This window comes from Lysinibacillus sp. 54212 (genome assembly GCF_036662795.1).
GTDB lineage: Bacteria > Bacillota > Bacilli > Bacillales_A > Planococcaceae > Lysinibacillus_B.
Genome location: NZ_JBAFWZ010000001.1, coordinates 333768 through 355255, shown reverse-complemented (window position 1 = coordinate 355255; position 21488 = coordinate 333768). Strand labels below are relative to the sequence as shown.

20 protein-coding genes are annotated in these 21488 nt (G+C 38.2%); 11 read left to right on the top strand and 9 right to left on the bottom strand.

Going from position 1 to position 21488, the window contains the following annotated elements; genetic code table 11:
* Positions 1–8: 8 nt before the first annotated feature.
* The 7 genes from V4T18_RS01675 (at position 9) to V4T18_RS01645 (ending at position 5976) form a co-directional block, all read left to right on the top strand.
* On the top strand, positions 9–776 hold the full coding sequence (locus tag V4T18_RS01675) for a 3-hydroxyacyl-CoA dehydrogenase (protein ID WP_332645834.1): 768 nt from the start codon (positions 9–11) through the stop codon (positions 774–776).
* 11 nt (positions 777–787) lie between these two features.
* Positions 788–1927 carry an acyl-CoA dehydrogenase family protein gene (locus tag V4T18_RS01670; protein ID WP_332645831.1) on the top strand — a complete coding sequence of 380 codons (1140 nt, stop codon included), beginning with the start codon at positions 788–790 and terminating at the stop codon, positions 1925–1927.
* A gap of 41 nt (positions 1928–1968) precedes the next feature.
* Entirely contained in the window at positions 1969–3591 is a 1623-nt protein-coding gene (locus V4T18_RS01665) for a long-chain fatty acid--CoA ligase (protein ID WP_332645828.1), read from the top strand.
* A 571-nt stretch (positions 3592–4162) separates the two neighbouring features.
* Positions 4163–4360: a hypothetical protein gene (locus V4T18_RS01660; RefSeq protein WP_332645825.1), complete on the top strand. Its 198-nt coding sequence runs from the start codon at positions 4163–4165 to the stop codon at positions 4358–4360.
* Complete coding sequence (locus V4T18_RS01655) at positions 4320–4646, top strand: hypothetical protein (protein ID WP_332645823.1); 327 nt, start codon at positions 4320–4322, stop codon at positions 4644–4646. Before V4T18_RS01660 ends, V4T18_RS01655 begins: the two co-directional genes overlap by 41 nt.
* A gap of 131 nt (positions 4647–4777) precedes the next feature.
* Positions 4778–5530 carry an SDR family NAD(P)-dependent oxidoreductase gene (locus V4T18_RS01650; protein WP_332645822.1) on the top strand — a complete coding sequence of 251 codons (753 nt, stop codon included), beginning with the start codon at positions 4778–4780 and terminating at the stop codon, positions 5528–5530.
* Between the two features lie 17 nt (positions 5531–5547).
* Positions 5548–5976 (top strand): MarR family winged helix-turn-helix transcriptional regulator, encoded by a 429-nt coding sequence (locus tag V4T18_RS01645; RefSeq protein ID WP_332645820.1) that lies wholly within the window; start codon positions 5548–5550, stop codon positions 5974–5976.
* 183 nt (positions 5977–6159) lie between these two features.
* Here the strand turns inward: V4T18_RS01645 and V4T18_RS01640 are convergent, their stop codons facing one another.
* Positions 6160–7260, bottom strand: coding sequence for a copper resistance D family protein (locus V4T18_RS01640; protein WP_332645818.1), 1101 nt, complete (start codon positions 7258–7260; stop codon positions 6160–6162).
* 3 nt (positions 7261–7263) lie between these two features.
* Positions 7264–7806 (bottom strand): copper resistance CopC family protein, encoded by a 543-nt coding sequence (locus tag V4T18_RS01635; RefSeq protein WP_332645816.1) that lies wholly within the window; start codon positions 7804–7806, stop codon positions 7264–7266.
* Positions 7807–7999: 193 nt separating this feature from the next.
* Between V4T18_RS01635 and V4T18_RS01630 the strand changes: the two genes are divergently transcribed.
* The gene (locus V4T18_RS01630) at positions 8000–8362 is read left to right on the top strand and encodes a potassium channel family protein (RefSeq protein WP_332645815.1); all 363 of its coding nucleotides are present in this window, start codon (positions 8000–8002) and stop codon (positions 8360–8362) included.
* Positions 8363–8423: 61 nt separating this feature from the next.
* Here the strand turns inward: V4T18_RS01630 and V4T18_RS01625 are convergent, their stop codons facing one another.
* The 6 genes from V4T18_RS01625 to V4T18_RS01600 all read right to left on the bottom strand — a co-directional run bounded on the left by V4T18_RS01625 (position 8424) and on the right by V4T18_RS01600 (position 15323).
* Complete coding sequence (locus V4T18_RS01625; RefSeq protein ID WP_332645813.1) at positions 8424–9191, bottom strand: ABC transporter substrate-binding protein; 768 nt, start codon at positions 9189–9191, stop codon at positions 8424–8426.
* Positions 9192–9311: 120 nt separating this feature from the next.
* Positions 9312–10136, bottom strand: coding sequence for a non-homologous end joining protein Ku (gene ku, locus V4T18_RS01620; RefSeq protein ID WP_332645811.1), 825 nt, complete (start codon positions 10134–10136; stop codon positions 9312–9314).
* Positions 10137–10173: 37 nt separating this feature from the next.
* A complete protein-coding gene (locus tag V4T18_RS01615; RefSeq protein WP_332645809.1) occupies positions 10174–11748 on the bottom strand; it encodes a phytoene desaturase family protein in 1575 nt (524 codons plus the stop codon).
* Between the two features lie 295 nt (positions 11749–12043).
* Entirely contained in the window at positions 12044–13027 is a 984-nt protein-coding gene (locus V4T18_RS01610) for an EAL domain-containing protein (RefSeq protein ID WP_332645807.1), read from the bottom strand.
* Positions 13028–13060: 33 nt separating this feature from the next.
* On the bottom strand, positions 13061–14341 hold the full coding sequence (locus V4T18_RS01605; RefSeq protein ID WP_332645805.1) for a sensor domain-containing diguanylate cyclase: 1281 nt from the start codon (positions 14339–14341) through the stop codon (positions 13061–13063).
* Between the two features lie 76 nt (positions 14342–14417).
* Complete coding sequence (locus V4T18_RS01600; RefSeq protein ID WP_332645802.1) at positions 14418–15323, bottom strand: MerR family transcriptional regulator; 906 nt, start codon at positions 15321–15323, stop codon at positions 14418–14420.
* A 372-nt stretch (positions 15324–15695) separates the two neighbouring features.
* Here V4T18_RS01600 and V4T18_RS01595 point away from each other — a divergent pair, with 372 nt between their 5' ends.
* Positions 15696–17000 carry a globin-coupled sensor protein gene (locus V4T18_RS01595; protein WP_332645799.1) on the top strand — a complete coding sequence of 435 codons (1305 nt, stop codon included), beginning with the start codon at positions 15696–15698 and terminating at the stop codon, positions 16998–17000.
* A 65-nt stretch (positions 17001–17065) separates the two neighbouring features.
* On the opposite strand, the gene V4T18_RS01590 is transcribed toward V4T18_RS01595, so the two are convergent.
* Positions 17066–18322 carry a Zn-dependent hydrolase gene (locus V4T18_RS01590; protein WP_332645796.1) on the bottom strand — a complete coding sequence of 419 codons (1257 nt, stop codon included), beginning with the start codon at positions 18320–18322 and terminating at the stop codon, positions 17066–17068.
* A gap of 145 nt (positions 18323–18467) precedes the next feature.
* Between V4T18_RS01590 and V4T18_RS01585 the strand changes: the two genes are divergently transcribed.
* Both V4T18_RS01585 and V4T18_RS01580 read left to right on the top strand, forming a co-directional pair.
* Positions 18468–19991 carry a PucR family transcriptional regulator gene (locus V4T18_RS01585; protein WP_332645794.1) on the top strand — a complete coding sequence of 508 codons (1524 nt, stop codon included), beginning with the start codon at positions 18468–18470 and terminating at the stop codon, positions 19989–19991.
* Positions 19992–20129: 138 nt separating this feature from the next.
* Positions 20130–21485 carry an aspartate aminotransferase family protein gene (locus V4T18_RS01580; protein WP_332645791.1) on the top strand — a complete coding sequence of 452 codons (1356 nt, stop codon included), beginning with the start codon at positions 20130–20132 and terminating at the stop codon, positions 21483–21485.
* Positions 21486–21488: the final 3 nt, after the last annotated feature.

Below are 21488 nucleotides of genomic sequence, written 5' to 3'. Positions count from 1 at the left end.
GACTGCTCATGGAATTAAAGGATGTTGTTGCTATCGTAACAGGTGGTGCATCAGGTCTGGGAGAAGCAACTGTACGAAACATTGTAGCTTACGGAGGAAAGGCAATTATTGCTGATTTGCAGGATGAACGAGCGGAATCACTTCTTCGTGAGCTGTGCGATGCTGTGCTTTATGTTAAGACTGATGTGACCTGTGAAGAACAGGTTCAAGCAGCGATCTCAAAAGGAAAAGAAGCATTTGGCTTCATTAATGTGGCAGTTAATTGTGCTGGGATCGCCATTGCACAAAAACTATTATCAAAGCGTGGCATTCATGCACTTGATGATTTTGAGCGAGTACTTCGGGTCAATTTATCAGGTACATTTAATATGATCCGGCTCGTTGCTGCCGCAATGGAGAATAATGCACCAGATGTGGATGGTCAGCGAGGTGTCATTATTAACACAGCTTCGGTTGCTGCTTTTGATGGTCAAATTGGTCAGGCTGCCTATAGTGCATCAAAGGGAGGCGTCGTTGCCATGACCTTACCGATTGCTCGTGAATTAGCCTCTAGTGGTATTCGTGTCATGACCATTGCACCGGGCTTAATAAATACACCAATGTTTGCGACGCTACCAGAGGAGGCACGGGCATCTCTTGGTGCGATGACACCATTCCCGAAAAGACTAGGTGAACCGAATGAGTATGCGAAGCTTGTCTCAGCGATTATTGAAAATACGATGCTAAACGGTGAGGTTATTCGATTAGATGGCGCCATTCGTATGCAGCCGAAATAGGAGGAGATTGAGTGCGTTATCGTTTTGAAACCGAGGAACACGTAGCATTTCGAAAAAGCTTGAGAAAATATATTGCGAGTGAAATTGCTCCACAGTATGACACTTGGGAAAAGGAAGGTAAGATTCCGAAAAGTGTATGGAAAAAGATGGGGGAGATGGGCTACCTTTGCCCGCAAGTGGAAGAAAGGTTCGGCGGTCTCGGTTTAGATTATCGCTATAATGTCATTATTTCCGAAGAACTAGAAAGGGTTGGCTCTAGCTTAGTCGGCTTTGGCCTGCATAGTGACATTGTTGTTCCCTATATTGAAAGCTTCGCTAATGAAGAGCAAAAGCAGCGATGGCTACCGGGGTGTGTCACTGGAGAGATCATTACAGCCATTGCCATGACGGAGCCGGGTGCTGGCTCTGATTTAGCTGGAATAGTGACAACTGCAGTGCGAGACGGTGATCACTATATCGTCAACGGCTCGAAAACCTTTATTTCAAACGGTATTAATAGCAATGTCGTTATAGTTGTAGTTGTAACTGATCCTAGTGCTGGGCATAAAGGTATTAGCCTTCTCGTTGTTGAGGACGGGACACCTGGTTTTACGAAAGGACGAAAGCTAGAAAAGGTTGGCCAGCATGCACAGGACACAGCCGAGTTATTTTTTGATCAATGTCGTGTACCGGTCACAAACTTACTTGGTGAGGAGGGGAAAGGCTTTTATTATTTAATGCAAAAGCTACAGCAGGAACGGCTTGGTGTGGCAATTACTTCTGTCATTGCGATGGAGGAAATGCTAGAGATGACAATCGATTATGTGAAAACAAGAAAGGCATTCGGACAGCCGATTAGCCGCTTCCAAAATACACAGTTTAAGCTTGCTGAAATGGCAATCGAGGTTGAGATGGGTAAAGCATTTGTGGAAAAACTAATCCAGCAGCATATGGAAGATCAAGACATTGTCACTAGCGTGTCTATGGCCAAGTATAAGCTTTCAGAGCAGGCACGCCAAATGGCAGTCGAATGTCTTCAGCTTCACGGCGGCTATGGCTATATGGAAGAATATAAAATTGCGCGGCGTTACAGAGATTTAGCCGTTCTCCCGATCTATGCCGGAACAAATGAAATTATGAAAACCATTATTGCGAAGAATTTAGGATTATAAGTTTAGTCTCGATCTACTAACTCGAAATGAGGCGATGAGAAATGCATATGATGGATACACCTTTATTGTTAAATGGATTTATTCAGCGAGCAGAACGACATTTTGGACATAAGAAAATCATTTCACGAACTGCGGAAAACATAATTCACGAATTTACGTATAAGGAATATGCACAGCGTACACGTAAACTTGCAGCAGCACTTGAAACGCTTGGTATGACAAAAGGGACGAAGGTGGCGACATTTTGTTGGAATCACCATCGACATTTGGAAGCTTATTTTGCGGTGCCTTGTAGTGGTGCTGTGCTGCATATGGTAAATATTCGGTTATTTCCGGAGCATATTATTTATGTTGTAAATCATGCAGAGGACGAGATTATATTAGTAGATGATTCATTATTACCGCTAGTAGAGACAGTAGCTCCACATTTTAATACGGTAAAGGCATATGTCATTTGTGGTGACGATGTGGATTTATCAAAAACAACACTGCCGAATGCTTATTCCTATGAAGAGCTTGTAGAGGCAGCACCTGATGATCATCAATTTCCTGAGGATATCGATGAAAATGCAGCGGCGGGCATGTGTTATACAAGTGCTACAACTGGTATGCCAAAAGGAGTAGTCTATACACACCGTAGTATTGTGTTACACAGTTTAGCCATGTCATTCGCAGATGGTGTAGGTTTAAGAGAAAATGATGTAGTGTTACCTGTCGTACCAATGTTTCATGCAAATGCATGGGGATTACCTTTTGCCTGTGTGAATCTCGGTTCAACACAAGTACTACCCGGGCCGATGTTTACACCACAGCTTATATTAGATTTATTCGAACAATATAAGGTAACTGTTTCTGCTGGTGTACCAACAATTTGGTTAGGTGTTTTGCAGGAGCAAAAATCAAATTCACGTGATTTATCCGAATTACGCTGCTTAATTTGCGGAGGCTCAGCATCCCCACTAGGCTTAATTCGTGACTTCGAAGAAATGGGGATTGCCTATTACACCGGCTATGGAATGACGGAAACATCACCACTAATTAGCTTATCTATTTTCACATCGGATATGAGTGATTATAGCTTTGCTGAGAAGATGGAAGTTCGTACAACACAAGGTTTAACCTTCCCGCTCGTTGAAACCCGCATCATTAATGAAAATGGCGATGTACCGTGGGATGGGAAAACCATGGGAGAAATACTTGTAAGAGGACCTTGGATTGCCGCAGAATACTATAAGGATGAGCGAACAGCAGAAACCTTTAAGGATGGCTGGTTGTATACAGGGGATATTGGTGTGTTTACGAAGGATGGTTACATTCGAATTACAGATCGTACAAAAGATTTAATTAAATCTGGTGGCGAATGGATCTCATCGATTGAACTAGAAAATGCGCTAATGACGCATGAGAAAGTCTTTGAAGCAGCTGTGATTGCAGTACCACACGAAAAATGGATGGAACGTCCGCTAGCTTGTGTGGTGGCAAAGCCTGAATTTAAAAATAATATTTCTAAGGAAGAATTACTCGAGCGTTTGGCCAAGGAATTCCCGAAAAAATGGGTACCAGATGATGTCGTATTTTTAGATGAAATCCCGAAAACATCCGTTGGCAAGTTTTTAAAAGCAAAATTACGTGATGAATTAAAAGGGAATGTGCAGAAGATTTAATGTCCTCCAGATTTATGTGAACATATAAAAAAGTAAGCGGCATATGCTCAAGCGTTAGTTTAGTGTATGCCGTTTTTTTATCTAAATCGATTGTAAATCGGCTGTAAAATATCTAACTAAAATGATACATCCCCTAATTTTTCAAGCTGAAAATGCCCATTTGTCTGAATTCATATACGACTTAAAAATATATATGTGCCAATAGCAAAGGTGACACTTATTTTCTAATATGTTGTATGTCAAATTCGTTCATTTCAAAAAAATCGAGTTGGAAAATGTCTGGTATAAATCTCGATATACGTTTTATTGGTCCATGCAAATTCCATTAGCTTGTGTATTTTTATAGCTTACTGGAGAGAATGCATCATAAATTAATCTCAAACTTTTTTCGCTATCTTGAATAGAGTTTGGACATAAAATATTAGTTTTTGATTAATAAATAACCCGATTTTCGAAGTGTTTATAGTGGGAAATGAGATGAAATACAGCAATATTTGTACCAATATAGACTATTTTCAGATAGGCAATGGCACTTATTTTTAGCAAATATGAGTAAGAAGGCGAAAAAAACATGTGCAAATTGAAAGCTATCCGAACAAGAGGGAGTGCTATCCGAACAAAAGAGACAGCTATCCGCACAAGAGGGATGTCTATCCGCACAAAAGAGGTTGCTATCCGCACAAAAGAATGCTATCCGAACAAAAGAGACAGCTATCCGCACAAGAGGGATGTCTACCCGAACAAAAGAATGCTATCCGAACAAAAGTAGCGGTTATCCGCACAAAAGAGTGAGCCATCCGAACAAAAGAGGCTACTATCCGAACAAAAGAGGCTGCTATCCGAACAAAAGAGGCTGCTATCCGCACAAAAGAATGCCATCCGAACAAAAGAGGCTGCTATCCGCACAAAAGAATGCTATCCGAACAAAAGTAGCGGTTATCCGCACAAAAGAGGTTGCTATCCGAACAAAAAAGACAGCCATCCGCACAAAAGCCACGCCCATCCTCACCAAAAAATTTCATCAAAGCTCGCATGAATTTGCACATAAAGATTAATGAATAATCGACAAAACAGCCATAATACAGTAGCTATATAATTGAATTTTTCTTAATTTTCGGAACAGTTTACAAGTGAACTATATGGGGTTATAATGAACTCGAATAAATTGAAAAGAGGCGATTTCTTAATGAGATTACAGGATAAAGTTGTTATTATTACGGGTGGTGCTGGTGGTATCGCAACAGGTATGGCGATGGCAATGGCAAAAGAGGGCGCTATCCTTGCACTAGTTGATATTAATGAAGAAGCAGGTAATAAAGTTTTAGCACAGGTACACGAATATTCACCAAAATCTATTTATTTTAACGGCGATTTATTTGATGTAGCGAACTTACCAAATATCGTCACGACTGTCGTTGAAAAATTAGGTAAGCTAGATGTATTAGTAAACAATGCACATGCATCTAAACAGAAGCCTTTTGAAGAGTTAACACAAGAAGATTTTGATTTATCATTTGGTACAGGTTTCTACCCAACTTTCTATTTAATGAAAGCGGCATTACCGTACTTAAAAGAAACAGAAGGCTCTATTATTAACTTTGCATCTGGCGCTGGTTTATCTGGACAACCTACACAAGCAGCATATGCAGCAGCAAAAGAAGCAATCCGTGGTATTACTCGTGTTGCTGCAAATGAGTGGGGCAAGTATAATATTAATATTAACTTAATCAGCCCAATCGCAAAAAGTCCTGGTGTAGAAGCATGGGCTAAGCAGTTCCCAGAAATGTATCAGGAAACCTTATCTCGAATTCCACTTGGTCGCTGGGGCGAGCCAGAAGAGGATATCGGTCGTGTAGCTGTTTTCCTAGCTTCAGAAGATGCTCGCTATATTACAGGACAAACAATTATGGTTGATGGTGGTTCAGTTCAACTACGTTAAGATCGAGGGATATCATAATGAAGAAGCCAAGTATTTACGAATTAGTTAATATGGTCGAGCAAGTAAACAATGCGAGTATTATTCAATATACCGATAATTTATCAAAACCGATTGGAATATCGTCCATTATTGTGCTAAGCGAAATAAAGAAGCAAAAAAAATGCCAGCCAATCCAATTAGCCAATATACTGGGCTACTCAAAAAGCAGCATTACCGCTATTTCGAATAAGCTACTACAAGCTGGATATATTACAAGCATTGCTGATCCACACGATCGCCGAAGTATCTCCTTTGAGGTGACAAACGAAGGTATCGCCATATTAAAAGAAGCCGAAATGCTTGGGCAAAAATATTATGAAACAATCTATTCCGTTTTGACAGAAGAAGAGCTTTCTCAGTATATTGCAATTCAACGAAAGCTGTTGTACCACATCAAAAATAATTAGAACGTATATAAGCTCCCTCACATTGTGGGGGACTTTATTTGTTTATTGGTAAAACACATATCCTATAAGATACTTTAGCCGCAAAAACAGTGTAGGGCGAGCCTGAAAATAAACACTTTCATATAAAAAGAGTACAGTGAAAAGATTCACTGTACCTAAGTATTTCAAAAATTTCGTTAAGCATTAAGCACAGTAGCCAATAAAGTTAAATACGACGATAGACATTAGTCCAAAATAGACGAGAACAACCATCGTAATGCCGATCAACAACGGGATAAACATCGGTGCATTTTTGAAAAAGCTTAAGAGTAAGAATGGGATAAGCACCACGCTTAAGACAAAGAAGAATAAGCCAGTCCAATTTAATTGTAGATGCCCTGTCATGCCGAATTCTATAGAAGCTGTGTAAAAAAACTGGAATAGACTTGAAACAGATTCCGTTGTTACATACTCGATTGGTGGTGGCTGCTGACTAAACATCGCTGTTATACCAAAAATAGCGAGGAGCAGAATGGATTCCAGTCTTGCCCAGCGAATTGGGTTGAAGCCTGACTTTGATAGTTTTAGTTTGACGAGCAGGCCATTCACTAGCACATAAAAGACTAGAGGAATTAAAAGTAAGTGCTTAATAAGTAATCCTTGTCCATAATCGGTAGACCATCCTGTTGTATAATCAGGGACTAGCATATCTGTTAAAAACAAGCCACTAAGTGCTGTTGCACCAAAAGCTGTCATTGCAGTAGGAGAAAACCATTGTAAAAATGCCGCCCAGTTTTTAGTATCTTTAGAAAACCAGCTAATAACAAACAAAGTACCGACCCACACACTAACGGAAAGTAGATGTGTAAAATCAAAGATGAAGCCTAATAATGGCTCGATTGATCCTGCATGACTCGCCCAGGCAGAGGAGGCAATTATCCCTAGCATTAATAGAATTCCAAGCATTGAATATCCTACAGAAGAGCGAGTATTGAAATATTTTAAATAAATGAGCAGCATTAAGGATAGTAAAAAGATCAAGCTCCAGGCTAAACCAACCTTATACGAAACTAATACATTCGCTAGACTTGTTAGAAACCCAAATTGGCTTTGTAGTATAAACACAATTTGAAGTATAGGCATAAATGTCAGTATAGGAATGGCCATAGCACTGTAAACTAGCCATTTTCTATCGATTAGGATAGTCGGTTTATAGTCTGCCGGAATCAGTCTCACAATAAATGTTCCTAATAAGATTGAGAAGCAAAAGTATAATAATGCTTCACTAAAATGATAGAATAGCATTGCTTATCTTTTTCTTCTCATTGCAAGAATAGTGCTAACTAAAACTATGGCAAATAAAAGACCGACGATTAAAAACATTTTACTGGACAGTGTAGATTGCTTGGCTGGCTCATTTTGCTCGACAGATTGATTTGTTGATGCTTCCGGTTTTTCTTCTACCGTAGTTGAAGAATCCGAAGCCTCTGCTGCTTGTGGTACATCTACTAGAAATGAAAATTCTCCTGTCATTGGATGGCCGTCCTGACTAATCGAAGACCAAACAACACGATACTCATTATTTTCTAAAGGCTGTGAAAGTGTTCCGGTCAACTTGCCATTATCGATCGTGAATGTTTGTACGTCAATTTTTTGTCCTTCAGCGGAGTTTAATTCGAAGGAGGAACCTTGTTCAATTTGCCCATCATATGTTAAAGAAATGCTAGAAATCTCTGTAGTAATGACGGCTCCATTTGCTGGATCTGTCTTTTGTAAATGGGTATGTGCCTCTACATTTGCAGCACCTAGAAAAATGGCTAGGAATAAAGTTGTGATAAATGTGTACTTCAAATGAAAGCCTCCTTTTTTCTAATGGAAATATCATAAATTTATCAATATCTATTCTAAACGATAAATGTGAAATTACTATGAGATTTTGATGACTATGTTAAATATTTCTTTAAATAAAAGGCACTAGAAGGCACTTTTTTTAAAAAAATATACTATTTTGTATATTACAATAGATTTATTTAGGAGGATTAACATGATTTCACTTATTTTAACAATCAAAAGACTATTTGGCGCTATTTTCAAAAATAGTAAGGATCCAGTCTTTCAATCTCTTGTTACTACACTAGTGTTTATTCTATTGTCGGGTACATTGTTTTATAGAGGAATTGAAGGATGGTCTTGGCTCGATTCATTATATTTTGCGGTGATTAGCTTAATGCCGACAAGTGTCAATACGGGACTCTTTCCTTCAATGACGATAAGTAAAGTGTTTACGATGATTTACTTAGTAGTTGGAATGGGCGTAATGATCATGCTCCTGGCGATGATTGGGAAGGCTGTATTGAATTTTGATGAAAAAGAATTGGAACGTTTAAAGCAAAAATCGAAGGACTAATTAATACTAGCAAAAAACTAGACACCTGGCTGGATATTATAGCCTAGGTGTCTTCTTTATACTATGTAAAATATTGCTTGAAATAGTGTCCGGCTTCTTTCATTCTTGCTCCATACCAGAACATTTCGCCATCTATGAGTCTAATCGACGTATTGGGTAGATAGGCTGCTAGTTCATCCTTATGCTTTTGAGAGAATGGAAATGGTTCTGATGATAGGAATAATACGTCGAGCTGTTCTTTTTGTAGGGCAGCAATGTCAACTACTGGGTAGCGTCCTTCATAGGTTGTATAAGGATTAGCAAAGCCAAGTGTTTGCAATACATCGGAAATATATGTTGTTGCACCTACTACCATATATGGTTTACGCCACATAGCATAGGCAGCCCTTCCATGATTTTGAGGTAGGGGCTGAAAAGAACCTGTAATTTCTTCGACTAGTTTTTTGCTTTCTTCCTGTCGTCCCGTAATTTTTCCCGCATCTAAAATCATTCGATAGGCTTCAGCAATAGATTCTATTTGAAATACAAAGACGGGGAAGTGTGCTTCAAGCTCTTCGATAATTTCTATTGTATTTTCTTCCTTTTCAGCAATAATTAAATCGGGCTGTAGCGATGCAATTACATCGTAATCAACCTCTTTAGTTCCGCCAACGATTGTAACTTGCTCCACGAGATTTTGAGGGTAAATACAATATCTCGTACGACCGACTATTTCTTGCTCTAAACCTAAGCTAAATAGCGTTTCTGTAATGGCTGGACAGATTGAAACGACTCGCTTTGGCGGAACTGGGATGTCTACTTGTCTACCTAAATGGTCTTCTACTCTCATTAATAAATCAGCTCCTTTTTAAGACTTTCCTTTATCATAGCGAGTTCCTTCTCCTCCTACAACCGTTTTGTATGAGGAAAGACCAGCTCACCCCATAGATGAGACTGGTCACTTCACCTTTTAAGCATTCTTTTTTGCTTTTGATGTTCGTTTACGAAAGGTTGATTTTTTTGTTTTGTCTAATGAGGCTTGAAGTGCAGACATTAAATCAGTTACATTGTCAGGAAGCGGGCGTTTATCACTAACTGATACCGTGCTACTCCCTTTCTTTTCTTCAATCAATTCCATAAGTGCTGTATGATATTCATCACTGTATTTTGTAGGGTCAAATTCTGTTGTTAATTGCTCTACAAGCATAAGCGCGGTATCGAGCTCTTTTTGAATAACAGTTTCAGCACTTGGAATATTAGGTACGTCGGCAACCGCTCGAACTTCATCTGGATAATGAATTGTTTCCATCACAAGCGCATCCTGATATACACGAACAACGGCTAATTGCTCCTTTGAACGAATTATGATTTTTGCCACACCAATTTTTCCTGATTGTTGCAAGGTTTGACGTAAAAGGGCATAGGCTTTTGCACCGGTTGTGTCAGGGGATAAAAAATACGTTTTTTCGAAATAAATAGGATCGATTTCTTCTAATTGTACGAAGTCGATAATCTCAACTGCTTTATCCTCGTTTTCCTTTTTTAAGTTCTCTAGCTCTTCTGGGCCTAACACGACAAATTTATTTTTTGCATATTCATATGCTTTCACAATGTCTTCTTCCGTCACTTCCTTATTGCATCCTTCACATACTTTTTTATAACTAATCGGTGTATTGCATTCTTTGTGAAGCTGTCGTAATTTAATATCCTTGTTTTCCGTAGCAGCGTGTAGCTTGACAAGATTTGCAATCCGTACTTGAGAGTTTGGAAGAGTGATGTGCATTAAAAAATACATTGTTGGCGAAGAGACCAACAATGTATTATTAGGAGAGCTATATTTGTACTGTGTCAATTTGGTTGCCATGACGATTTTTATTCTTAGGTTGGAAACCATCGACTTTCGGTAAAGGTTTAACAGGTAATTCTTCAATTCCTTCTTTTCGAAGAATACCATTTGACGTAATACGAGCCGATTCGAGGATAATAGGTAGACCGCTTCCTGGATGAGTACCGCCACCAACTAACCAGCAATTGTCTAATTCCTCGAATTTATTATGTGGACGGAATGTAAGCATTTGAGTGAGCTGATGTCCAAGATTGAACGTCGCTCCTTTATAGACAGCAATATCCTCTTCCCATCCTCTTGGTGAGATCATTTTTTCTTCCTCAATATATTGCTCTATGTTGTCGACTCCAAGTTTTTCTTCTAGCATTTTTATTAGTAGATTACGATAATCACCTTCACACTTTTCCCAGTCGATTTCGCTGGAGTTATTTGGTACAGGTGCTAGAACATACAGCGTCGATTTGCCTTCTGGTGCTACAGTTGAATCCGTAACAACAGCATTTTGAATATAAATTGAAGGGTCAGCTGATAATATTTTTGAGTTTGTAATTTCTTCTACGTTTTTGCGATAATCCTTTGCAAACCAAATCGTATGATGTGGCATATCAAATTTTTTGTTTACACCAAGATATAGCATAAATGTTGAACAAGAATATTTTTTCTTGTCTAGTTTTTCCTTTGAGTATTTTTTCAGCACGCCAGGTTCCACAAAGTTCGTCATTGCATGAGCAAAATCAGCGTTAATAATAACATCATCTGCCGCTACTTTGTCGCCATTTTCTAAAATAACGCCCTTTACTTTACGCCCATCTCTCCATAATTTAGATACACCCATACTCTTGTGAATTTCTCCACCATTTTCACGTACTACCTTTGCCATTGCCTCTGTTAGCTTGTTAATACCGCCTTTAATGTGGTAAACCCCGTACGCATGCTCAATATACGAAAGAATGGAGAATGCACCTGGACTTTCCCAAGGAGACATTCCTAAATACTTAGCCTGGAACGTAAAGGCTAGCTGCAAATCCTCCTGCTTGTAATAACGGGAAAGTGTATCAATTAATGATTTGCCAATTTCAAGCTCACCGAGTGCTTTTAACACTTTAGGCTGCAATAAATCTGTAAAGCGATTCATACTAGCCTGCAATACAGGGGCTAATGTTTCTAACTTTTGATTCGTTTCTTTCATGTATCGCTCAAAGCCACCTTCATTGCCAGGAAATAGCTCTTGAATTTGTCGAAGCATTTCATTCCGATCACGTGTCATATTGATTTTTTTATCGTGGAAGATTAACTGATACATCGGATTTAAATCAATCAAGTCTACATAGTCATGGATATCTCTTCCTGTTAACTCAAAAATTTCTTCAACAATATATAACATGTTTAAGAAGGTAGGTCCCATATCAAACTTGTAATCTCCTAAACGTATCTCACTTGTTCGCCCGCCAATATAAGGCTGTTTTTCAAATATTGTTACATCAAAGCCCTTTGCTGTTAGTAGCATTGCAGAGGCTAATCCTCCAGGGCCAGCTCCGACGATAATTATTTTCTTTTTCATAAGATAGCTCCTCCATATCAATTGTCTGGTCTTTTTTTACATAGTTGGATTGGGCTGTATGTTAGCCTATCAATTATGTACAAAATGTATGTAGTATGTATAACTTGTGCGAAAATGAGTTATACAATAGTTATACAATTATTATACGAGTGTTGTACAGAAATGTGCAACATATAAATCTATAAGTTAAGAAAATAGGGGGAAGGTGGCTTGCTATAATGCAAATTTTCAATAAAAAAACATGGACAAAGGATACTGTCTCACCTTTGTCCATGGGAATCATTTCACTATTCAATTATCTTTGAGGAGTAATACTAGGCTTGCCGAATAAGTATCCTTGGAAAAGCTCGTAGCCATTTCCCTTCAACCATTCAAAATCTTCACGAGTTTCAACCCCTTCAGCAAGTGGAGTTGCTCCAATTTCCTTCGCTTTTTCTAAAAATAATAGGGCTACTCGTTGTTTCTCGCTATCAAAACTTACTCCTTGAACAAACTTCATATCTAATTTCATATAATGTGGTTGCAAATCGGCAAGCATTTCGATGGTACTATAGCCTTCTCCGACATCATCGAGTGCATATTGAAATCCTTTTTCTTTATAATAATTTAAAATTGTTTTCAAATGCTCAATGTCATCTACTTTATCTGATTCAACGACTTCAAAAACAAATTGATTCGGGTCAATTCCTAATTGATTCGCAAGCTGAACAGTAGACTGTAGGCAGTGTTCCGGCGAATAAATAGAGGTTGGAATAAAGTTGATAAATGTTTTTTTCTGTAGGATAGCTGAATACCGAACGGCAGCCATTCGACACATTCGATCTAATGCATATAGGCGACCACGATTTCGCGCAGCCGAAAAAATTTCATTTGGGTATATAAAAGAGCCATCATCTTTTGTAAATCTCGAAAGAACTTCATAGGCAAAGATTTCTTCATCTCTATTAACAATAGGCTGTGAAAAGCTTACAACCAATTTTTTACGTATAACTTCATCAATCCACTGCATTTTGACTATATGTTCGATTTCTGTAATTGGTCGCCATTCTTTTTCCTCAAGGCGAAAATACACATTCTCCTGATCCATATAGTCCTGACAAAAGTCTAAAAATTCTTTAACAGCCGACTCACCGATCTTCAAAAAATCATTCGATCCGTCAATTCGAAAACCTCTTCTAGTAAGATGGTTTATGATTGTTTGACGTAGTGATATATTTTTAGAGCCCATTAATCCAATCTCGTATTCAAGCTCTAATACTAAACAGCTTTTACAAGGCATAATTATTCCTCCAATTTTTATCGGTATGTATTCCTATTGAGCTATGACGATATTTCTGCCTTTTTCCTTCGCCTTGTATAGGGCTCGATCTGCTTTTTTTATAAGAGATTGAGCATCCAACTTGGTGCCTTCGTTTTTTGTAAAGGTTGATACACCTATGCTGATCGTAATAAATGGACTAGCAGAAGAAGAAGCGTGTGGAATATTTAAACTTTCAATGCATTTACGAAGCCTATTTGCTAAAGAAATTGCATCTCGTTTAGTTGTTTTTGGTAAGAATACACAAAATTCTTCTCCACCGATTCTAAAAACTAAATCATTTTCACGAATTTCTTGTTTAATTGTATTTGCCACTCTATATAAGCATTGATCTCCCTGTGGATGCCCGTATGTATCGTTATATTGTTTAAAGTAATCAATATCAATCATTAGCAACGAAAAATTGTGATGAAATTGTTCAAGCTTTACAAACTGCTCTTGTAACAACTTATTAAAGAGTCTGCGATTATAAATACCTGTCAATTCATCAGTATAGATTGCCTTCTGAAGAGATTTTTTTTCTGCTTCGAGCTGTATTAATTTTAATTGCTGCGCTGTAACATCTCGAGAAATACAAATAATTTCTTCCTCATTATCTTCGGGAGAGTGGATATACTTACATTTTGTTTCAAACCAAATATATTCCTTATTTTTTTTACCTATTCGAAATAGGGCGGTTTGAACCTCATGCTGGTTTATTGATAACTCAAAAAATTGTTGTATTTTCTTTCTATCTTCCGGGTGCAATAGGTCAAATAGCGATTTTCCGATTAATTCGGATGTATCGTAGCCTAACACGGACTCACAAATAGGAGAAGCGAATGTAAAAACACTCTTAATAGTATGAATTGAGATAAAATCAGTTGAGTTTTCAGTAATTAATCGATAGCGTTTTTCCTTTTGGGCTAGTTGTAGCTCAGCAATTTTTCTGTCCGTTATATTCACATGGGAAATGACTGCACCGTAATGGGCAAAGTCATCTACTTTTATTGGTGTTGCCCGCAATAGAAACCATCTTAATTGATTTTCGTCATGACAAGGATATTCAAAAGTATATTGCGTTAAGCTACCACTTAAAACAAGAGAGATTCCGTCTTTTACCTCTTTTTGACAAACGTTGAGATAATTAGTTCCTATTGAACTTTTGCATAAGTTCCCGCTATTTTCTTCGGAAAAGTTAATCCAAGATTTATTAACTGCTAGAATGATTCCTGCATTGTTGACCACAGCAATATTGTCTGGAAGAGAGTCCAATATAGCTTGACTAAAACTCATTATTGAATAACCTCCATTCATACCAATTTTAAATGTTGCTTCAAAAAACAATATGCAAACGCCTATTTTGACTAGTTTATGGAAGATTAATTATCTCTTCAATATCATTTACCACATTGATCGATTGTAACGGATATCCTTTAATAAATTCGATAGAGCCAGCGCCCCCAATATAAAACCGTGTAGTCCGATGTTTTGCGGCAAAACGATCCAATCCCTCTAGTAATGTTGGATGGGATTCAAAAGGCAGAGTAGTTGAAGCAGAAAGTAAAACGACCTTTGGCTGCAACTGTTCGACTAATGATTCGATTGCACCTAGAGCTGGAGAGCTGCCAACTAAGAATGATTTCCAGCCCGCCATCATCGCCTGCAATAGCAAAATATGGAGCGGTACTTCATGATATTCTCCAGGTAGGCATGCACCCATTATGAGAGGTGCATCTTCTTTATAGGGAAAGTTCCTTCGTATTTGTACTAAATAATCTCGTACAATCATTGATGAAACGGCTTCTTGATATTCAGTCCACTCCTTTTTCTCCCACCGATTTCCAATCTCTTTCATAAAGGGAATCACAACCGTCGAAAGAAATTTGGATAGTCCAAGGGAATGATGTGCCTGCTGAAGAATACGGTTTAGTTCATTTTCGTTACAGTGTGCACCTTTTTCTAGTAACAAAAAGAAAAAATCGTTCATCCCTTCTTCTACATGTTTAATAGAAGGTGAAGATAGTTCTTCTTTAGCCTCTTGTTCCTGAGCTATTACTACAGCCTGTTTTATAGAATAGCCTTGCTGAGATAAATTTCGAACTTTTAATAATAATTGTAAATCCTTCTCATTATAAACACGGTGACCGTTTTCAAGTCTTTCGGGTTGAACTAATCTATATCGCTCCTCCCATTTACGAATCACCTGTTTTGATAACCCTGTAATTTCTGAAACCTGTGTTATATTATAATGCCATTTAGCAGCATTTGAATTCATTTTTATCAACCTCTCTATAAAACATTTTTCTCATTTTTATGAGTTTTTAATGTGTTAGATCCATCAACCTTTTTAAATTGGAAAGTATAAGTTTTTTCAAGTTTAAAGAGTGTGTAAGCATTGGCGCCGCATGCACGATGTTGCGAACTGCTCCATAGGGCGAAAGTGTCTGAGAGTTTCCTTTCGCTTCGGGCTCGCAAGCAGCTGTACCGTTGTAATCGGGCGCGAGTGAGCTTTTATTAATATTATACTATATGAGCAGAGTTGGTTGTACAATCTTTGTACAACTTTTGAGTCAGAAAGATTGACGAAAAAAAGCGAGTCATGATATACAATTATTTAAACGTATAAAAGACTGAGGAGACGGTTATGATGAAATTTTGGAAACGTGAAGTACGACAAGATAGCCATGTTACATCAGAAAAAATTTCGAATTTTAAGCCTATAATGGATTTTGAAGGTATGCCAGAATTAGAAAAACAGATGAAGTTAATCTGTATTCATGAAGCTGAGCTACGAAAGATTAAATCCTATCAACCTCATATCATGAATGGCATCGAAGAGGTGACAGAGGTTTTTTACCAAAATGTGCTTTCCATCCCATCGCTACGAAAAATTATTGAGGAACGGACAAAAATAGACGCGTTAAAGAAAACACTCGGTACCTATATTATAGCTATGTTTGATGGTATTTTTAATGAACAGACGATTGAGCGAAAAAGAAGATTAGCTCGAATGCATTTTAAAATTGGATTAGAGCCGAAGTGGTATATGGGGACATTTCAAAAGTTGCAGGAAGTTATTGTAGGACTGATCGTGCAAGACATAAAGGATTCGACAATACGAGAGCAAGTTACGTTAAACGTGTCAAAGCTAATCAATCTTGAAATGCAAATTGTTCTAGAAGAATATGAAAAAGAGAATATTAATCTACGACATGAGCAATATAATATTGTGAAGAATGAACTAAAGAATAAAATGTCAGCCATAAGTGAAGATTTGGCCCAATTAACAGAACAAACGAGTGTATCGATTGAGCAAGTAAATGTACATACCGATGATATTAGTAAAACGATTGATTCGAATGTTGAAATTGTTCAAGGGATTCATAGTGACGCCGTGATTGGAAAAGACGAGGTGACAACTTTAGAAAACGAAATGATCGAAATAATGGCAAGTACAAAAGAAATGGCGGATAGGATTAATAGTTTAGAGCAGTCATCCCATCAAATCATTTCGATTGTGTCGATTGTCAAGGGTATTGCCGATCAGACGAACTTACTTGCACTAAATGCCTCCATAGAAGCAGCTAGAGCGGGGGAGCATGGAAAGGGTTTTGCCGTAGTGGCACAAGAGGTGAGAAAACTAGCTGAACAGTCAAAAGAATCTGTTGAAAATATTACAAGTCTTGTACAAAACTCGACTTCATTAACAGCAAGTGCAGTCGATATGATTAACTCAGTACAAGTACGAGTAGAAGCAGGGGTTAATGTTTCCATTAGTACACAAAAGAAGTTTCAGCAAATACTAGATGCCATTGAACAAAATGAGAGACAAATTTCGCTAGTAGCGAAAGACATTTCTAATTTATCTGGCGTCATTGACTCAATCGAGAAAGAAACAAGAACAGTCGCTTCAACTGCCGATCAGCTTTATCAAACAGCTACAAGTATTTAATCTATTGTAAAGACCACCTCAAACGAATGAGGTGGTCCTTCTATTATTGCTATATAAGAAAGAGATTAGGGGGTCTTTTGATTTGCCAAACTGTCGGCAAGTGAGACTTCTGCCTTTGCGATTTTTAAGACTGTATGAAGGAGAACGTCTGCTCCTTTTGAGCATTCATCGTAAGAAGTATATTCATCCTCACGGTGGCTATAGCCCTTTGCACTTGGTACGAAAATCATGCTAGAAGGTATATAGGACGCAATAAATTGTGCATCATGTCCGGCGCCGCTAAACATTTTATGCTTTGTATAGCCTAAATCATCCACACTCGTGTTGACTGCTTCGACGATTGCAGCATCGAAATGAACTGTATCTCGGTCCCATAGTTTTTTTGTGCTCACATGACATTGTTCGATTTCTTTCGGTAATTCTTCAATGATTTGCTCAACCTGTGAAATGACGTGAGGGTCTTGATGGCGTGATTCGAGTGTGAAGGTTACATTATTCGGTATAACGGTATGAATATTAGGAGTAGCGTTGATTCTTCCAATTGTATAAACTAAATCCTCAGGAAGCCCTTTTAATTTTTGCCGGAGGATCGAAATAATGTTCATAGAGGCAAACATGCTATCCTTTCTCATCGAAATAGGTGTTGTGCCAGCATGATTCGATTCTCCGTCAACTGAAATTTCATAGCAGACCATCCCTAAAACACCTGTAACGACACCGATATCCTTTTGATAATGTTCTAGGACAGGTCCTTGCTCGATATGCAGTTCTACATAAGCCTTTGCTTCCTTTAAGCGATGAGCTTCGCTTCCTTCATACCCGCTTTCTCTCAGGGCTTGACAGAAGGTAATCCCTTGGCGATCCTTCGAGGCCAGCATTACTTCCTTAACAAATTTGCCGGATAAGACACCAGAAGCCATAAGTGAAGGTTCAAAGCGAGCGCCTTCTTCGTTTGTAAAGTTTACGATCGTTACAGGGTAATCTAATTTGATATCGGCATCTTGAATTGTTTGGACAACTTCTAATGCTGTTAATACACCTAATACTCCATCAAAGCGTCCCCCTTTAATAACAGAATCCAAATGAGAGCCGATCACAATCGGGGGATTATTCGTTGTGCTTGGCAGTGTAGCATACATATTGCCCATATCATCGACGGTTACGTTTAAACCATTGCTTTCGCAAATTTCTTTAAACTTGTCCCGTGCCAAAATATCCTCCTCGGATAAAGAAAGACGGGTAACACCGTTATGTTCAGTGGCCCCATATTGACTAAAAAGGGTCAAAGTCTCTTGCAGTCGTTGCCGATTTGTTTTTAGCATTTATATCCCTCCTACTCTTAGGCATATTCGTGCCAGAATACAGAAAATATAACATAAAGTAGCGTTTAGTTGTACTAACACGCTGTAAAATAATACAATAAATTAATAGACATTGTGTAAAGTTAATCGAGCGAGGTGTTGTTTAATGATTACGGTTCAGGACGTATTAAATCGAAAACACTTTGATTGTGCTAAGGTTGTTGCTGGTGAAAAAGGGTTAGCCCGAGGGATTAAATGGGTACATATTTTGGAAATCGTTGAAGTAAAGCAACTAATCCAAGGAAATGAACTTGTTTTAACAACGGGTGTCGTACTAAAGGATAATGAACAGGGGTTCTTATCTTTTATAGAGCAGCTTAATGGGTTACATGTAGCCGGACTTTGTGTAGAGCTCGGTGAGTATATAGCGGAAATTCCGCAAAGTGTTATTAAACTAGCAGATCGCTTGCATTTTCCGCTTATCGTTTTTACAGAAGTCGTAAAATTTATAGAAATAACACAGGACGTTCATGCCATTATTATTCATCAGCAGTTCGAAGCGTTAAAGAGGCTCGAGGATTACGCACAGCAAATTAATAAATATTCATTAAAAATCAATGATATTAATCAAATATTGCTCTATATGCAGCGCTATTTACAAGTGAATGTTGTTTTAGAGCTGAAAAATCAATCCTATACTTTTATACCGAACAAGGATTCTGAATATTTTTTATATTATAAAGATAAAGAGTCTAGAAATATTGCCTGCTGTGAATTAAACTTATTCCAACAGCCGTATGGAAAGGTGTATATCTATTCGCCGGTTCGTGAATTAACGGATTTCGATACCCTCATTTTGGATAGGACAATCGTGACGTTATCGCAATGTGTTTTAAGAGATTTATATATTGAAGAAAAGTCAGAAAGTGAATATCGTCAATTTCTTGAAAATTGGGTAAACGGGAAAAGCTCCAATGAAGAAATTTCATTATTTTTAGATGAATGGAATCCAAGGCTGAAAGAGGCGCATTGGATTGTTATGATCCATCAATTGAAGCGGGAAATTAAGAAAAAGGATATAACCTACTACAAGATTACTATACGGAAGGCGTTAGAAAAGGAAGGATTTCAAGCTTTTACTGTAGAACAGTCCAAACGATTGATCTTTATCGTCTGTGATATTCGAGGAAAGGGCTGTTATAAGGAAAGGTTGAAAAGGGCTTGGGATGAATCCGTCCAGCAAGCGCAATTTGAAGCACATATTGGAGTTGGCCGTTATGTTTCGCATTTTAATCAACTCGAGGAAAGCTTTTTAACTGCTCAAGATACAGTTGGGATTAGGTGGAAAAAAACGGGACTATCTTACTTTTATGAGGATTTATATTTATATCATCTCGTACAGGTTTTGCAGCAAAACCATCTTATTATGAGAGTGGCAGAGGAAAAAATAGATCTACTACAGCAATATGATCAAAAGTATAATAGCAATTTAATTCACACATTAAAGGTTTATTTACGGTGTAATGGCTTAAAAAAAGATACGGCTGAGAAGTTATTTATCGTAAGACAAACCCTCTATCATCGACTAGAAAAGATTGAACAAATCTTAGGCTCTGATTTTATGGCATATGAAAATCGTCTCTATTTAGAAATGGTGCTGCTTATGACAGAAAAAAATTATACAGGTTAATCGTAGTTGAAGAGACACCTCTATTCTTAGTGTGAAATAAACAGCGTAATCTATTTGACATTGTGTATAGTGCTTTCTAAAGGAAAAACATGCAAAATTTGTATAAGAGCATTTATTTCACGTGGAAGGGTGACGATTATGAATCAGTCTGTAGATTATGATTGGAAGGCAAAGGACGAGAAGTTTGTTTGGCATTCGATGAAGCCGTATAATCCGAAAGCTACCTTTATTGTTGAGAAGGCAGAGGGGGCTTGGCTAACAGATATTGATGGCAACCGTTATTTAGATGCAATGTCGGGTCTATGGTGTGTAAATATTGGGTACGGCCGCAAGGAAATCGCGGAGGTTGCCTATGAACAAATGCTAAACAATTCTTATACACCGTTAGCTTATGGACATACACAAGCGATTCTATTAAGTGAAAAAATTAGCGAGCTACTAGGTGACGATTATGTTGTTTTCTTTTCGAATAGTGGGTCAGAGGCGAATGAGGTCGCATTTAAAATAGCTCGTCAGTATCATCAGCAGCGCGGCGAGCCTCAGCGCTATAAATTTATATCGAGGTATCGAGCATATCATGGCAACTCCATGGGCTCATTAGCTGCAACAGGGCAAGCGCAGCGAAAGTATAAATACGAACCACTTGCTCCGGGCTTTTTACATGTTGCCCCGCCAGATGAATACCGAGCGCCAGAGCAAAAAATAGGGGATGATCCTTCTACACTACCGTCTGTCCAAGCGATTGACCGTACGATTACATGGGAAATGGCAGAGACAGTTGCAGGGGTGATAATGGAGCCGATTATTACTGGTGGCGGTGTAATTATGCCACATGAGGAATATTTACAGGGGGTTAAGGCAGTTTGTGAGAAGCATGGAGCACTCCTAATTGTTGATGAAGTCATTTGTGGATTTGGTCGTACTGGAAAGGCATTCGGCTTCCAAAACTACGGGATTCAGCCTGATATTGTTACGATGGCAAAGGGCTTAACAAGTGCATATATGCCTCTTTCGGCAACGGCTGTTCGTCGTGAAATTTATGAGGCCTTTAATGGGGCAGAGGAGTATGATTTTATGCGCCATGTGAATACATTTGGCGGTTCTCCTGTTTCTTGTGCAGTCGCGCTAAAAAATATTGAAATAATGGAAAGAGAGCAGCTTTCCGATAGATCAGCCACAAAGGGACAAAGGATGCTTGAGGCGTTGAATCAGAATCTACAATCTCATCCATATGTAGGAAATATTCGAGGTAAAGGCCTTCTAATTGGTATAGAGCTTGTAGAGGATAAAGACACTCAATCGCCGTTACCTGTAGCGAAAGTAAATGAAATTATTGCCCGTTGTAAAGAAAAAGGGCTAATTATTGGGAAAAATGGTGTCACAGTTGCAGGATACAATAATGTGTTGACATTATCACCGCCGCTAACAATTACAGCGGAAGAGCAATCTTTTATCATTACAACAGTAAGTGACGTGTTAGCACAATTCAAATAAAAT